The organism is Streptomyces sp. NPDC039480 (assembly GCF_055597165.1).
This window is the reverse complement of record NZ_JBVITX010000004.1, coordinates 82,322-96,687: the sequence shown is the minus strand read 5'-3', so window position 1 is coordinate 96,687 and position 14,366 is coordinate 82,322. Positions and strand designations below refer to the sequence as shown.

Here is a 14,366-nt window from a genome sequence, read left to right as displayed (position 1 = left end):
CCACCATCGAGGGGCCCGCGGTTACTTGAGGTTCTTGAGGTTCGCCCGTACCAACAGGTAGACGAGGAAGGGCCCGCCGATCGCGGCGGTGACCACGCCGACGGGCAGGCTGTCCGGCAGCACCACGCGCGTCGTCAGGTCGGCGCCGATCAGCAGCAGCGCTCCGAGCAGGCCGGACGCCACCATCGGCGGCGTCGGACGCCGCGTCAGACGCATCGCCACCTGCGGCGCCACCAGCGCGACGAACGGCACCGGCCCTGCCGCGCTCACCGCCACCGCGGCCAGCAGCACCGCGCACAGCAGCAGGACCGCGCGCACGCGCGTGTAGCGGACGCCGAGTCCCGCGGCGACGTCGTCGCCGAGGTGCATCGGCTTGAACTGGAAGGCGGCGCAGGCCACCACGACGAGGAGGGCGAGTGAGCACCAGAGCGCGATCCACACCTCGTCCCACGACCGGTTGTCCAGCGAACCGACCAGCCACGCCTGGGCGCGGGCCACGTCCCTGATCTCGGCCGAGACGAGCAGCCAGGTCGTGATCGCCTCCATCACGGCGCTCACCGAGATGCCGATGAGGATGAGCCGGAAGCCGTCGACCCCGCGGCGCCAGGCCAGGAAGTACACGAGCAGTCCCGTGCCGAGACCGCCGGCGAGCGCCGCCGCGGACAGGCCCACGGAGTCGACGACCGCCGCGGCGGTGCCGCCCGACACCGTCACCGAGAACACCGCGACCGCGCTGGCGCCGCCGGTGATCCCGAGGATGTCCGGGCTGGCCAGCGGGTTGCGCGCGACCGACTGGGTGATCGCGCCGGACACGCCGAGCGCGATCCCCACGACGAGTCCGGCCAGCGCCCGCGGCATCCGCAGGTCCATGATGACGAACTCGTCGACCTGCTCGCCCCGGCCGACGAGCGTGGCCATCACCCGCGACAGACCGATGTCGAAGTCCCCGACGCTGATGGAGAGGCAGAACAGCAGGAAGGTCGCCGCCATCAGCAGCAGCGTGACGAGGACGAGCCAGGGTCGCCATACGAACGACAGCGGGCCGAGCCGCACGCCCGGCGCCACGGAGGCCTTCGCTTCCGTCGCGTCCACTTCTGTCGCGTTCGCTTCCGTCGCGTCGGCCTCTGTCGCGTCGGCTTCTGTCGCGTCGGCTTCTGTCGCGTCGGTCTCTGTCGCGTCGGCTTCTGTCGCGTTCATGTGCCCTCGCGTCCCGCTCATGCGCTCTTGAACTTTCCTCGCCAGACCAGGACCGCGAAGAACGGCGCCCCGAGCAGCGCCACGACGACCCCCGCCTCCAGCTCGCCGGGCCGCACCACCAGTCGGCCCACGATGTCGCAGACCAGCAGGACGACGGCGCCGAGGAGACCCGCGTACGGCACGAGCCAGCGGTAGTCGGGGCCGGTCCAGTACCTGGCCACGTGCGCCACCATGAGTCCGAGGAACGCGATGGGGCCGCAGGCCGCCGTCGCCGCGCCCGCGAGCAGCGTGATGGCGAGGATGCCGACGGTCCGGCTGACGGCGATGTTCACGCCGAGCCCGCGCGCCACGTCCTCACCCAGGTTGAGCAGGTTGAGGGCGGGCAGCGTCGTCATGGCCAGCACGAGTCCGACCGCGATGAACGCGGCCACCGGCCAGATGACGTCGAATCCGACGCCGGCCACGGAGCCCGCGTTCCAGAACCGCAGCGCGTTCAGGGACTTCTGGTCCGAGAGCGCGACCGCCGTCGTCATCGCCGCGAGGAACACCGTGATGCCCTGCCCGGCCAGCGCGAGCGTCAGCGGGTTGCCGGCCCCGCGGCCGATGCTCGCGAGGCCGAACACGACGACACCCGCCACGGCCGCCCCCAGGAAGGCGAACCATACGTACTGGAAGGGGTTGGACAGCCCGAACACGGCGATCACCGACACCACGGCGAACGACGCGCCCGCGTTCACCCCCAGCAGGCCGGTGTCCGCGATCGGGTTGCGGGTGTACCCCTGGATGAGCGCCCCGCCGACACCGAGGGCGACGCCCGCGACCAGCGCGAGCACGGTCCGCGGCACGCGCACGGTCTGCACGATGAGTCTGATCTCGGTGAGCCGCTGGTCGGATTCCGGCGCCGCGAACAGCCCGTGCCACACCTCGGCGGGGCTCAGTGCGCGCGCGCCCACGGCCAGCGACACCGCCGCCGCGACCACCAGGACCACGGCGAGCAGGCCAAGGCCCAGAACCCGCCGCCGCCTGGCCTCGGTTACGCCCATCGGCACGGGGCGCTCCACTGCAGTCGTGCTCATGTCGACGTACGTTATCCCTTTGATCGGCCCGCGCCGCACGGCCGGGTGGGGCGCTCCCGGTGTGCGGGGAGCCGAGCCGTGGGCGCGGTGGCGGCCGGAGAAGCCCTAGCGGGCGGCGCTGCCGGTTTCGCCGGCGACCGGGCGGGTCTCGGCGGCAGCGGACGTGGATCCGGACGACTCGGTGCCGCGGGCGCGGACCGAGTCCAGGATCTCACCGACGCGGATCGCGATGTTGGACAGCAGCGACGAGGTGATGCCGTGCGTGTGCTCCGTACCGCCCTGGAGGTAGATGCCGCAGCGCAGGTCGGGGTCGGTCGTGATGCGGTAGTCGCGCTCGACGCGGACGCGGCCCTGATCGTCGCGGAGGCAGCGGTCGGCGACCTCGCCGAGGAGGCCGACGGGGTCGGCGGGGCTGTAACCGGTGGCGAACACCACGACGTCGGCGTCCACGAGGCTCTCCTCGCCCGTGACGAGCGACTTCACCTCGGCCTGGACGCCGTCGGCGGTCTCCTTGACACCGGTGAGGCGGGAGACGTTGAGGAAGCGCAGCCGCTGGGTGCCGAGGACCTTCTCCTGGTACATCTGCCGGTACAGGTCGTCGATCAGGTCGATGTCCACCACGGAGTAGTTGGTGTTGCCGTGGTAGTCCATCAGCCGTCGCTTGACGTCCTCGGGCGCCTCGAAGTACTCGTCGACGGCGTCCGGGTCGAAGATCCGGTTGGCGAAGCTGCTGTCGTCGGCGGGGCTGTAGCCGTAACGGGAGAAGACCGCGCAGACCTCGGCCTCGGGGAAGCGGCGGTGCAGATAGGCGACGTTCTCGGCGGCGCTCTGGCCGGCGCCCACGACGACGAAGCGGGAGGGCGAGGTGCCCTCCAACTGCTCGACCTTCGTCAGCAGTTCGGAGTTGTGCCAGACGCGGTCGCCGCGCTCCACGCCCTCCGGCATGAGGGGGCGGAGGCCGGTGCCTATGACGAGGTTGCGGGCGCGGTGGACGGCGAGTCCCTCCGCCGACCGGACCGTCACGTCCAGGTACTCCACGACTCCGTCACGGACGAACGGCGTGACGCCGACGACCTCGTGACCGTAGGAGACCATGTCGTCGACCTTGGCCGCGGACCACTCCAGGTAGTCGTGGAACTCCACCCGCAGCGGGAAGAGGTTCTTGTGGTTGATGAAGTCGGTCAGCCTTCCCTTGCTCTTCAGGTAGCAGAGGAAGCTGAACTCGCTGGTGGGGTTCCGCTGTGTCACCAGGTCCTTCAGGAAGGACACCTGCATGGTCGCGTCGTCGATCAGCATGCCGCGGTGCCAGCCGAAGCTCGGCTGCTGCTCGAAGAAGTGAGCGGTGACCGTCTCCTCCCTGCCGACGCTTGCGTTGTGCTCGCTGAGCGCGATCGCCATCGCCACATTGGACGGGCCGAAGCCGATGCCAATGAGGTCGTGGACCAGTGGTGCGTCGCCAGGAAGAACCTGTGACATGTCACTCCCATCGTGCGGGGAAGCCGCCTGTCAGGCGTGGGGAAGGTACAGATGGTGGGCACATCGACAGAGCGACCCACTCGAACTTAGGTGAGCCTAAGCTAATCAGACGAGACTGTCGACCGGGCAAATCGGGCAACCAGCCCTTTGGTGCGGGTATCCGGTCCCGTCAACTGAGGCGCAAAGTAGACTCGTTGCATACTAAGGTAAGGCTTGCTTTACTTATCGTCAGCTTTGCCCTGCCTTTCCTTGCTTTCCCTGCCTTTCCCTGCTCTGAGGAGGAACCCCATGCGGGTCGTCATGTTCGGTTACCAGACCTGGGGGCACCGCACCCTGCAAGCCCTCCTGGACTCCGAACACGACGTGGCACTGGTCGTGACGCACCCCAAGAGCGAGCACGCGTACGAGAAGATCTGGAGCGATTCCGTCGCCGACCTCGCCGAGGAGCACGGCGTACCGGTACTGATCCGCAACCGCCCCGACGACGAGGAGCTGTTCGAGCGCCTCAAGGAGGCGGACGCGGACATCATTGTCGCCAACAACTGGCGTACGTGGATCCCCCCGCGCATCTTCGGCCTCCCCCGCCACGGCACGCTGAACGTCCACGACTCGCTGCTGCCGAAGTACGCGGGCTTCTCCCCGATCATCTGGGCGATGATCAACGGCGAGTCCGAAGTCGGCGTGACCGCGCACATGATGGACGACGAGCTCGACGCCGGTGACATCGTCCGCCAGGAGGCCGTCCCGGTCGGACCGAAGGACACGGCGACCGACCTCTTCCACAAGACGGTCGACCTGATCGCCCCGGTCACCATCGGCGCGCTCGACCTCATCGCGAGCGGCCAGACGGAGTTCACCAAGCAGGACCGCTCGCAGGCGAGCTTCTTCCACAAGCGGTCCGCCGAGGACATCCGCGTCGACTGGACCTGGCCGGCCGAGGACCTGGAGCGCCTGATCCGCGCCCAGTCCGCGCCGTACCCCAGCGCCTTCGCGTTCCACAAGGGCAAGCGACTGGAGATCGTCTCCGCGGTGGTCTCCGAGGGCCGCTACGGCGGTACGCCCGGACGCATCTTCTACCGCGAGGGCGAAGGCGTGGTCATCGTCGCCGGAGCCGACGCCCGGCACGGCCGCAACCACGGCCTGGCCATCACGCGCGTCCGGACCGAGGACGGCCGTGAGCTGCCCGCGACGGAGTACTTCACGTCCATGGGCGGCTACTTGACCAGCCGCCCCTGAGCGGTCGTTCCTTGAGCGGTGGCCGCCCCTGAGCGGTCGTCCCCTGAGCGGTGGCCGCCCCGGACCCGGGGCTCAGCCCGCTGCCGCGAGGACCAGGGGCAGCACCTGCTCGCCGCCCGCCCGGCGCAGAAGGCGGGCGGCGACCGCGAGGGTCCAGCCGGAGTCGGTGTAGTCGTCCACCAGCAGGACCGGTCCCGGTGCGCCGGCCAGGGCGGCGGCCAGCTCCCCCTCGACGCTGAAGGCACCGGACAACGCCCGGAGCCGCTGGGCGGAATTGCTGCGGCGCGCCGCGTGCGCGCCGTCCGGGCTCGTGTACGTCAGCGTGCCGAGGAAGGGCAGCCGGCCGACGGACGCGATGCCCTGCGCGAGGGTGCCGACGAGTTGCGGACGGGTGAGGGACGGCACGGCCACGACGCCCACCGGCCGGGCGGCGGCATCCGCGGCGTCCGACGCCCAGCCCCCCGGAGAGCGCGCCCAGTCGGCGAGAACGGCCACCGCGGCGCGCAGGACGTCGTCGGGAACCGGGCCGTCCGGCGCGCTGTCGGCGAGGAGCGGGCGCAGTCGGTTGCCCCAGCCGATGTCCGAGAGCCGGCCGAGGGCGCGCCCGGTGGAGCACTGCTCCTTCGCCGGGATGCGGCCCTTGAGGTCGATGCCGAGCGCGGGCATGCCCGTCGGCCACATTCTGCGCGGCTCGATCTCGACCCCCGGCCGGTCCAGCTCCTTCGTCGCGCCCGACAGCGCCTCCGTAGACACGGACGACTCGGTCCAGGGGCCCGCGCAGTTGTCGCAGCGGCCGCACGGGATCGCCCCCTCGTCGTCCAGCTGCCGACGCAGGAACTCCATGCGGCACTGGGCCGTGCTCACATAGTCCCGCATCGCCTGCTGCTCGGACTGGCGCTGCCTGGCTACCCAGGCGTACCGCTCGGAGTCGTAGACCCAGGGCTCGCCGGTGGAGATCCAGCCGCCCTTCACGCGCTTGACCGCGCCGTCCACGTCGAGCACCTTCAGCATGGTCTCGAGGCGGGTGCGGCGCAGCTCGACCAGGGCCTCCAGGGCGGGCACGGACAGCGGCCGCCCGGCGTCGGCGAGGGCCGAGAGGGTCTGGCGGACCTGCGCCTCGGGCGGGAACGCCGTATCGGCGAAGTAGCGCCAGATCGCCTCGTCCTCCTTGCCGGGCAGCAGCAGCACATCGGCGTGCTCCACACCGCGGCCCGCACGGCCGACCTGTTGGTAGTACGCGATCGGGGAGGACGGCGAGCCGAGGTGGACCACGAATCCGAGGTCCGGCTTGTCGAAGCCCATCCCGAGCGCCGAGGTGGCGACGAGCGCCTTGACCCGGTTCTCCTGGAGGTCGGTCTCGGCCTGCAGCCGGTCGGCGTTCTCCGTGCGGCCCGTGTACGACGCGACCTTGAAGCCGCGCTGGCGCAGGAAGGCGGTGGCCTCCTCGGCGGCGGCGACCGTCAGTGCGTAGATGATGCCGGAGCCCTGCAGCTCGTCCAGGTGCTCGGCGAGCCAGGCCAGCCGGTGTGCGGCATCCGGGAGTTGGACCACGCCGAGGCGCAGGCTCTCCCTGTCCAGCGGGCCGCGCAGCACCAGGGCCTCGCCGGCGCCGGTGCCCAGCTGCTCGGCGACGTCCGCGGTGACGCGGGCGTTCGCGGTCGCGGTGGTGGCGAGGACGGGCACGCCGGCCGGGAGCTCGGTCAGCATCGACCGCAGCCTGCGGTAGTCCGGCCGGAAGTCGTGCCCCCAGTCGGAGATGCAGTGCGCCTCGTCCACCACCAGGAGTCCGGTGGTGGCGGCGAGCTTGGGCAGCACCTGGTCGCGGAAGTCGACCGAATTCAGCCGCTCCGGGCTGACGAGGAGAACGTCGGTCTCGCCGCGCTCGACCTCCCCGTAGATCGTGTCCCATTCCTCCGGGTTCGCCGAGTTGATGGTGCGGGCCTGGATGCCGGCCCGCGCCGCCGACTCGACCTGGTTGCGCATCAGCGCGAGGAGGGGCGAGATGATCACCGTCGGCCCCGCGCCGCGCCGTCGCAGCAGAGCGGTGGCCACGAAGTACACCGCCGACTTGCCCCAGCCGGTCCGCTGCACCACCAGGGCGCGCCGCCGCTCCCGCACCAGCGCCGCCACCGCCTGCCACTGGTCCTCGCGCAGCCGCGCCGTGCCCCCGGGGTCGCCGACGAGCTCGGCGAGGATGGCGTCGGCTTCGGTGCGGAGCTCCAGGTTGTCCATGACCCCATGCAACCCGATGCCACTGACAATCGCCCAATCTGCCGCGGCACGCTCCGCTCGATGGGCGCGTTGCCGCTGGTCCCGAACGTACGCTGCCGCTGCTTCCGGCCGCGCACGACCACTGTTCTTCGTCGTGCGTTACTGCTGTTTCTTGCCGTACGAGGAGGGCGCAAGCGTCGGACGACCATGAAATGGGCAGGGATATAAGCAGCGCATCATCCGATACCGGCATGCGGGGCCGATTGCTCGTTGCCGCCGACGACTGCGACGGGAAGAATCGGAGTCGCTCCCCCGTGCGGCTCTCCGTGGTCCGGTAGGGCTGTGCCGCGCTGCGCTCCCCCAGTCCGACCCCGCCCGCACCACGGGCGCGTAGCCGAAGGGAGGACCGTGACCTTCGGATTCGCTTCGTCCCCTGCCGTACCGGTGCCGGAGCCCCCGGCCTCGGCCGAGCTGTACGCCGATTCCGACCACCGACTGGCCCGGATGCTGGAGCCCTCCGAGTGGTCAGCCGCGGGGATTCCGCTGCTGCGCAACCCCCGGGAGCTCGTCGGCGGTCTGCACGCACGCCATCGGCCGACCCCGGCGACGGCCGTCGTGGCCGTGCTCGATCCGGACGAACGGCTGCGGGCGAGCGCCTCGTTCAGCCGGCGCGCGACGGTGACGGACGGCTGGGTCTTCCGGAACGCGCTGCTCACGCAGTTGCGCCGGATCATCCCGCACGACCTGCGGCGCCGCACCCCGGTGCGCACCGCCGTCCTGCTCTACTGCCGTGACGGGGACGCCCGTTGGACCCAGGAGGACGGGGCCTGGATGTGGGGGCTGCGGGACGCCTGCACCCTGCACGGACTGCGCTGCGGCGCGTACATCACGCTGACGCGCGACGGCTGGCAGGTGCTCGGCGAGGGGCGCGGCGGCCGCCGGCCGAGCGCGGGTTCGCGACCCGAGGAGCTCGGCGAGGCCGATCCGCCGACGACGCGTACCGGAGGCGCCGCCTCCGAAGTACTGCGGCGCGCGGCGGCACGCTAACGGCGGGCACCTGTCCCGCACCACAGCGCGACGCCTTCCGTACCTGTACCGACAGCACGTCGGTACCCGTACAGACAGCCCACACGCCCGGCACGGCTCACAGGCCCCGCACGGCTCACACGGCTCACACGGCTCACACGGCTCACAGGAAACCGAAAGCACGGCACGGAAGCCCACGGCATACGTCGGCCACCGCACTGTGCTTTCGGCTGCTCCAGCGCAGCCGTGACTTCACCGCGTCAGCGCGCGGACGTCGGTGTCAGACGCCCGCGCCCAGCATCGCGTTGATCCGCTGCGGGTCACCGCAGACGATCAACAGCGCCTTCGCGCGCGTGAGCGCCGTCGGCAGCGCCGCGACCGCGGTCTCTTCGCTGCCGCCGTTGACGGCGACGACGACCACGGGCCGGGGCGCGGCACGATGCAGTGCGGCGGCGTCGGCGTAGAAGACGTCGTCACCCGCGTCGTGCTGAGCCCAGTAGGCGGCTTCGCCGAAGGACAGCTCGTGCGCGGCCCACGGGTGCGGGTCACCGGTGCTGATCACCAGGACGTCGCCGGGGGCACGCCCGGAGTCGAGCAGGAGGTCGACGGCTTCCTCGGCCGCGTCCAGCGCACCCTCGGCCGAGGCCGGGATCAGCTGGACCTGCGGAACCGAGGCCGAAGCGTCGGGGGCAGCCGGGGCGGGCGCCCCGGGCTTGGCGGCCGTGTCGCGCGGCGCGCGCTGCGCGGGCGGCATCGGCCGGGCAGGACCCGGACGGCCGGGACGCGGCGGAGCCGCGGGACGCGGGCCGGGTACGGGGCGGGGGGTCGGCGCGGTGCGGCCGGTGGCCTGCGCGGCGCGGGGACCCTGGGCACTCTCGTGAATCTGAGGCTCCTCGGGAATGAGAGGCATGAAGTGTTGTCTATCAAACGCCGACACGACTCGCGTCGGCGGGTGGCACATGAGTGCGATCGGAAGCGCCGGAAAAGCGTCAGAACTCAAAGCCGAGCTGACCCTCGATTTCCGGAACCTTTCCGTCCGCCCAGCTGCGGGCCTTCTTGAGATGCCGCCACTGGGGCAACGCATCAAGATACGCCCACGAAAGCCGGTGGTACGGGGTGGGCCCCCGCTCCGCCAGCGCGGCCTTGTGCACCGGCGACGGATAGCCGGCGTTGGCCGCAAAACCGAAGTCTGCATGTTCGATGCCCAGTTCGGCCATCATTTTGTCGCGCTGAACCTTGGCGATCACCGAAGCCGCGGCGACAGCCACACAGGACTGGTCACCTTTGATCACCGTACGAACCTGCCAGGGAGTCCCGAGGTAGTCGTGCTTCCCGTCGAGGATGACCGCGTCCGGGCGGAGCGGCAGCCCCTCCAGAGCGCGCACCGCGGCGAGCCGCAGCGCGGCCGTCATCCCCAGTGCGTCGATCTCCTCGTGCGAGGCATGACCGAGGGCGTGCGCCGTGACCCAGCTCTCCAGCTCCGCGGCGAGCGCGGTGCGCCGCTTCGGAGTGATCAGCTTGGAGTCGGTAAGCCCTTCGGGCGGCCGGCGCAGTCCCGTGACCGCCGCACAGACGGTGACCGGTCCCGCCCACGCGCCGCGCCCGACCTCGTCGACACCGGCGACGATCTTCGCTCCGGTGGTGGCGCGCAAGGAGCGCTCGACGGTGTGGGTGGGTGCTTCGTACGGCATGGCGTCAATAGCCTACGCCGCCGGGAACCGCCCGCGACACCCAGGCTTGCCCAAACGCTCCGGACCCGGTCAGGGCCGCAGCAGCGGAACCATCACGCGGTCGATCAGGGCCTCGAACTCATCGTCCCGCCATTCACTTCCGCACACCTTCGAGCGGTACATGAACATGGCCGGAATGACGTCACAGACGTACGCGTCGAGCCCTCCGGAACGCACCTCTCCGCGCTCGATTCCCCGCCGGATGACCTCCTTGATCAACTTCACGCTCGGCTCGACGACGCCTTCGAAGATCACGTCATGGAAGCGCTCGGCCGTTGCCGTGTCGCACTCGTGAAGCACGGCACGCAGGGCGTGCCCGGGGCGCGAGAACATCGTGACCCGCACCCGCCTGCACAGCTCCAGCAGGTCCTCCCGGACGCTGCCGAGATCCGGGACGCTGTCGAGCCGCGGCAGCCCTGCGCGCAACGCGTGCACGACCAGATCCTCCTTGGACGGCCAGCGGCGGTAGACGGCGGCCTTGCCGGTCTGTGCGCCCGCGGCCACCCCTTCCATCGTGAGCCCGCCCCAGCCGACGGTGCCGAGCTGCTCGAGGGCGGCATCGAGGATCGCCTGCTCCAGGACAGCACCCCGGCGACGCGGGGAGACCGTTCGAGCGGGCACGGCCGCCCAGCGGGAAGTAGCCATCATTCTCTCTCCATTGAGCACGCAAGGAAGGGTGAGCACAGGGTGAGCACACGAGAAGGGTGAGTGAACGCTTGCGTTCACTCAAGGGGAGTCACTACCGTCGTATGAACAGTGAACGGGGCCGTTCACTAAGGAACTTGTGGGGGATCATGACGACCACCTCTCAGCTGACGAAAAATCAAAACCCGGGGGCAGCCCGCCGAGAGGGTCACCCGGGCCTGGCTCTCACCGTCATCGCGGCCTGCCAACTCATGGTGGTCCTGGATGCCACGATTGTGAACATCGCGCTTCCGCACATCCAGGGAGCGCTGAACTTCTCCACGACCGACCTCACTTGGGTCGTCAGCGCGTACACCCTCACCTTCGGCGGCCTGCTGCTGCTCGGTGGCCGCGCCGGTGACATTCTGGGACGCCGCCGCGTCTTCATGGCCGGCATCCTCCTCTTCACGGCTGCCTCGCTCCTCGGCGGATTCGCCCAGGAGCCCTGGCAGTTGCTGGCCGCGCGCGCCCTGCAGGGCGTCGGCGGTGCCATCGCGTCGCCCACCTCGCTGGCCCTCATCACGACGACTTTCCCCGAAGGCCCCGAGCGGAACCGCGCCTTCGGCGTCTTCGCCGCCGTCTCCGCAGGTGGTGGCGCCATCGGCCTGCTGGCGGGCGGCATGCTCACCGAGTGGCTCGACTGGCGCTGGGTCCTGTTCGTGAACGTGCCCATCGGCGTCCTGATAGCCATCCTCACCCCGCTCTACATCAACGAGTCCGAGCGTCACCCCGGCCGCTTCGACATCCTGGGCGCGACGACGTCGACACTCGGCATGGCCTCCCTGGTCTACGGATTCATCCGCGCGTCCGAGGAAGGCTGGCGCGACAGCCTCACCGTCGGCTCGTTCGCCGCGGCGGTGGTCCTTCTGCTGGCCTTCGTCTTCGTCGAGCGGCGCGCGAAGGAGCCGATCACACCTCTCCGGATGTTCGCCGACCGCAACCGCTCCGGCACATACGTGATCATGCTCAGCCTGGCCGCCGCGATGTTCGGCATGTTCTTCTTCATCGTCCTCTTCGTGCAGAACATCCTGAACTACACGCCGATCGAGGCGGGCCTGGCCTTCCTGCCGGTCACCGTCGTCATCGCGATCGGGGCGGCCCTGTCGCAGAAGTTCCTCCCCGTGCTCGGCCCCAAGCCGTTCATGGTGACGGGTTCCGTCATCGTCGCGCTCGGGCTCGGCTGGCAGACCCTGATCGGCCCCGACAGTTCGTACGTCGGTGGAGTGCTCGGCCCGATGCTGCTGTTCGGCTTCGGCATGGGTCTGAACTTCGTCACACTGACGCTCACCGCCGTCTCCGGAGTGGCCCTCCACGAAGCGGGCGCGGCATCCGGACTGCTCAACGCCACCCAGCAGGTGGGCGGCTCGCTCGGCCTCTCCATCCTCACCACGGTCTTCGGCACGGCCAGCCGCGACGAGGCCAAGGACCAGATGGCGGACTTCATGGCCCACGCCACACCGGAGCAGAAGGCCGAGTTCGCCAAAACGCATGAGCTCCCCGCCCCCTGGGGCCACGAGGTGCTGTCCGAGGGCATCTCGACCGCCTTCATACCGGCCGCCGCCATGGCCGTAATCGCCCTGATCACCGCCGCACTGGTGATCCGCGTCCGCAAGAGCGACCTCGACGCCCTCGCCGGCACAGCAAGCGCCGCGGGGCCCGCGGGCGGCTGACGGGACGGCCCCGCGGGCGGCTGACGCGGCAGGGCCGCAGGTGACTGACGCGGCAGGGCCGCGGGCGCCGGCGCACGGAGGACGTGCCGCCGACGCCCGCACCTTGTCGCGTGACGCCCGCGTGCTGTCGCAGGTTTCGGACACGGCGGGCCCCCTTCCGGCCGGTGCACGCCGCCCAGCGCGCCACCCACACAAGTGACCGCGGAGCAACTGCCGGCACCGGCATCCAGTCAACGCACGCAAGCCAAGATCAACTAGCCACCAGCCTCAGAATAGCCACAGGCCACATGAGCGGCCCCCGCCCGCAACAGGGCCGGTCAGGCTGATCAGGCGGCGGTGCCACCCTGACGGTGAGGCTCCTGCCGCTCAGACAGGGGCCAGCTGGGCCAGCCCAGCCCCGTCCGGCCCCGCCGCGCTACCCGAATCGACCCAGCCCCTCCGCCCGCCCGGCGGTCAGACCACGTCGCCGGTGAGCCAGCCGGGCAGCGCCTCGGTGCGGGCAAGCCACTCCTCGGGCGGCGCTCCGCCCTCACCGCACGCGACCACGCCACCCACGATGGCGCAGGTCGTATCCATGTCGCCGCCCACCTGCGCCGTGTCCCATATGGCCCGCTCGTACGCCCCGAGCCCACGAGCGGCCGACCACAACGCGAACGGCACCGTGTCATGCGCCGTGGTACGCCGACCGCACCCCAGCACCGCCGCGACCGTCCCGGCATCGCCGTAGTCGAGCATGTCCCGCGCCCGGCGCAGCCCCGCCCCCACAGCACTGCGGGGCACCAGGTCGATGACCCCGTCGAGGAGTTCCTTCGGTGTGGGCGGCCCAGCGGGGTCGGCCGTCAGCGCCGCGGCCGCGGCCACCGCCATCGACCCGACGACCGCCTCACGGTGCTGATGCGTGGGGTACGCCGAGATCTCCGCCTGGTGCGTCGCCTGCTCGGGGTCGTCGGCGTACCAGGCGCCGAGCGGGGCGATCCGCATCGCCGCGCCGTTCCCCCAGGAGCCCTGCCCCTTGAAGAGCGCGGAGGCCAGCTCCCGCCAGTCCCCGCCCTCCCGCACCTGCTCAAGCAGCCGGTTCACGGCAGGGCCGTATCCGCGGTCGACGTCATGGTGCTCGGCGAAGGACTGGGCGAGTGCGTCCTGGTCGATCCGACGGTGCCTACTGAGGACGGCCAGGACGGAGCAGGCCATCTCCGTGTCGTCGGTCCATTGCCAGGGGGCGTCGGGCAGCTCTCGGCGCTTCAGCAGCGGGTAGTGCGCGGGCACGAAGAACTGTGAGCCCAGCGCGTCCCCCACCGCCAGTCCGCGCAGGCTGGCCATGGCGCGCTCGAGGCGCTGGTCGGGAGAGGAGTCAGCGGTCATCGCCCTGCCCACTCTATCCGGCTATCCGGTGACCCCGTACGGCTCCGGCTCGCGCCAGCGCTCGAACGGTCGGTCCAGCGTGTACTTGCCGTCGTCACCGAGCACCAACATCCTCATCTCTCCGTTGCCCGGGTTGGACAGTGACTCGAACTCCGCCACCGTCCAGTGGAACCAGCGCATGCAGAACAGTCGCATGGTCAATCCGTGCGTGACCAGCAGGACGTTGGGCGGGTGGTCCGGGGCCTCGAAGCTCCGGTAGAGGCTCTCCAGGAAAGCTCCCACCCTGTCGTAGACATCGGCCCCCGATTCCCCCTGCGCGAAGCGGTAGAAGAAGTGCCCGTACGCGTCGCGGTACGCCTTCTGCAGCCTCACGTCGTCCCGGTCCTGCCAGTTGCCCCAGTCCTGTTCCCGCAGCCTCGGCTCCTCCCGCACGCGCACCAGCTCGGGGTCGAGCCGGAACGCCTGGAGGGTCTCGTGGGTGCGGCGGTACGGCGAGACGTACACGCTCACCCGCTCACGACCGAGCAGTTCCCGCAGGTGTTTCCCCGTGTCCGCCGCTTGGGACCACCCCGATTCGGTGAGCGCGAGCGCATGGTCGGGCTCGCGCTCGTACACGGTGTCGTCGGCGTTTCCGGCCGACTCGCCGTGCCGGACCAGGATGATGCGCCGCGGGCGTGCCATAGGGAAACCCTAGATCG

12 protein-coding genes are annotated in these 14,366 nt (G+C 70.6%); 3 read left to right on the top strand and 9 right to left on the bottom strand.

Going from position 1 to position 14,366, the window contains the following annotated elements; all coding sequences use genetic code 11:
* Positions 1–21: 21 nt before the first annotated feature.
* The 3 genes from ACZ56E_RS14460 to ACZ56E_RS14450 all read right to left on the bottom strand — a co-directional run bounded on the left by ACZ56E_RS14460 (position 22) and on the right by ACZ56E_RS14450 (position 3,749).
* Entirely contained in the window at positions 22–1,092 is a 1,071-nt protein-coding gene (locus tag ACZ56E_RS14460) for a FecCD family ABC transporter permease (protein ID WP_471214803.1), read from the bottom strand.
* A gap of 122 nt (positions 1,093–1,214) precedes the next feature.
* Positions 1,215–2,273, bottom strand: a complete 1,059-nt coding sequence (locus ACZ56E_RS14455; protein WP_468602859.1) for a FecCD family ABC transporter permease — start codon at positions 2,271–2,273, stop codon at positions 1,215–1,217.
* A 105-nt stretch (positions 2,274–2,378) separates the two neighbouring features.
* The gene (locus ACZ56E_RS14450; RefSeq protein ID WP_471214203.1) at positions 2,379–3,749 is read right to left on the bottom strand and encodes a lysine N(6)-hydroxylase/L-ornithine N(5)-oxygenase family protein; all 1,371 of its coding nucleotides are present in this window, start codon (positions 3,747–3,749) and stop codon (positions 2,379–2,381) included.
* A 288-nt stretch (positions 3,750–4,037) separates the two neighbouring features.
* Here ACZ56E_RS14450 and ACZ56E_RS14445 point away from each other — a divergent pair, with 288 nt between their 5' ends.
* Positions 4,038–4,985 (top strand): methionyl-tRNA formyltransferase, encoded by a 948-nt coding sequence (locus ACZ56E_RS14445; protein ID WP_468602863.1) that lies wholly within the window; start codon positions 4,038–4,040, stop codon positions 4,983–4,985.
* A gap of 72 nt (positions 4,986–5,057) precedes the next feature.
* Here ACZ56E_RS14445 and ACZ56E_RS14440 read toward each other — a convergent pair whose 3' ends face one another.
* Entirely contained in the window at positions 5,058–7,217 is a 2,160-nt protein-coding gene (locus ACZ56E_RS14440) for a RecQ family ATP-dependent DNA helicase (protein ID WP_471214201.1), read from the bottom strand.
* 387 nt (positions 7,218–7,604) lie between these two features.
* Between ACZ56E_RS14440 and ACZ56E_RS14435 the strand changes: the two genes are divergently transcribed.
* Entirely contained in the window at positions 7,605–8,243 is a 639-nt protein-coding gene (locus tag ACZ56E_RS14435) for a hypothetical protein (protein ID WP_471214200.1), read from the top strand.
* 259 nt (positions 8,244–8,502) lie between these two features.
* On the opposite strand, the gene ACZ56E_RS14430 is transcribed toward ACZ56E_RS14435, so the two are convergent.
* From ACZ56E_RS14430 to ACZ56E_RS14420, 3 genes are all read right to left on the bottom strand, one after another.
* Entirely contained in the window at positions 8,503–9,132 is a 630-nt protein-coding gene (locus tag ACZ56E_RS14430) for a hypothetical protein (protein WP_471214199.1), read from the bottom strand.
* A 79-nt stretch (positions 9,133–9,211) separates the two neighbouring features.
* A complete protein-coding gene (locus ACZ56E_RS14425; RefSeq protein ID WP_468602871.1) occupies positions 9,212–9,913 on the bottom strand; it encodes a ribonuclease HII in 702 nt (233 codons plus the stop codon).
* A gap of 69 nt (positions 9,914–9,982) precedes the next feature.
* Positions 9,983–10,597: a TetR/AcrR family transcriptional regulator gene (locus ACZ56E_RS14420; protein WP_471214802.1), complete on the bottom strand. Its 615-nt coding sequence runs from the start codon at positions 10,595–10,597 to the stop codon at positions 9,983–9,985.
* Between the two features lie 149 nt (positions 10,598–10,746).
* On the opposite strand from ACZ56E_RS14420, the gene ACZ56E_RS14415 reads away from it, so the two are divergent.
* Complete coding sequence (locus tag ACZ56E_RS14415; RefSeq protein ID WP_471214197.1) at positions 10,747–12,306, top strand: MFS transporter; 1,560 nt, start codon at positions 10,747–10,749, stop codon at positions 12,304–12,306.
* A 453-nt stretch (positions 12,307–12,759) separates the two neighbouring features.
* Here ACZ56E_RS14415 and ACZ56E_RS14410 read toward each other — a convergent pair whose 3' ends face one another.
* Positions 12,760–13,668: an ADP-ribosylglycohydrolase family protein gene (locus tag ACZ56E_RS14410; protein WP_471214196.1), complete on the bottom strand. Its 909-nt coding sequence runs from the start codon at positions 13,666–13,668 to the stop codon at positions 12,760–12,762.
* A gap of 21 nt (positions 13,669–13,689) precedes the next feature.
* Positions 13,690–14,349: a histidine phosphatase family protein gene (locus ACZ56E_RS14405; protein WP_471214194.1), complete on the bottom strand. Its 660-nt coding sequence runs from the start codon at positions 14,347–14,349 to the stop codon at positions 13,690–13,692.
* Positions 14,350–14,366: the final 17 nt, after the last annotated feature.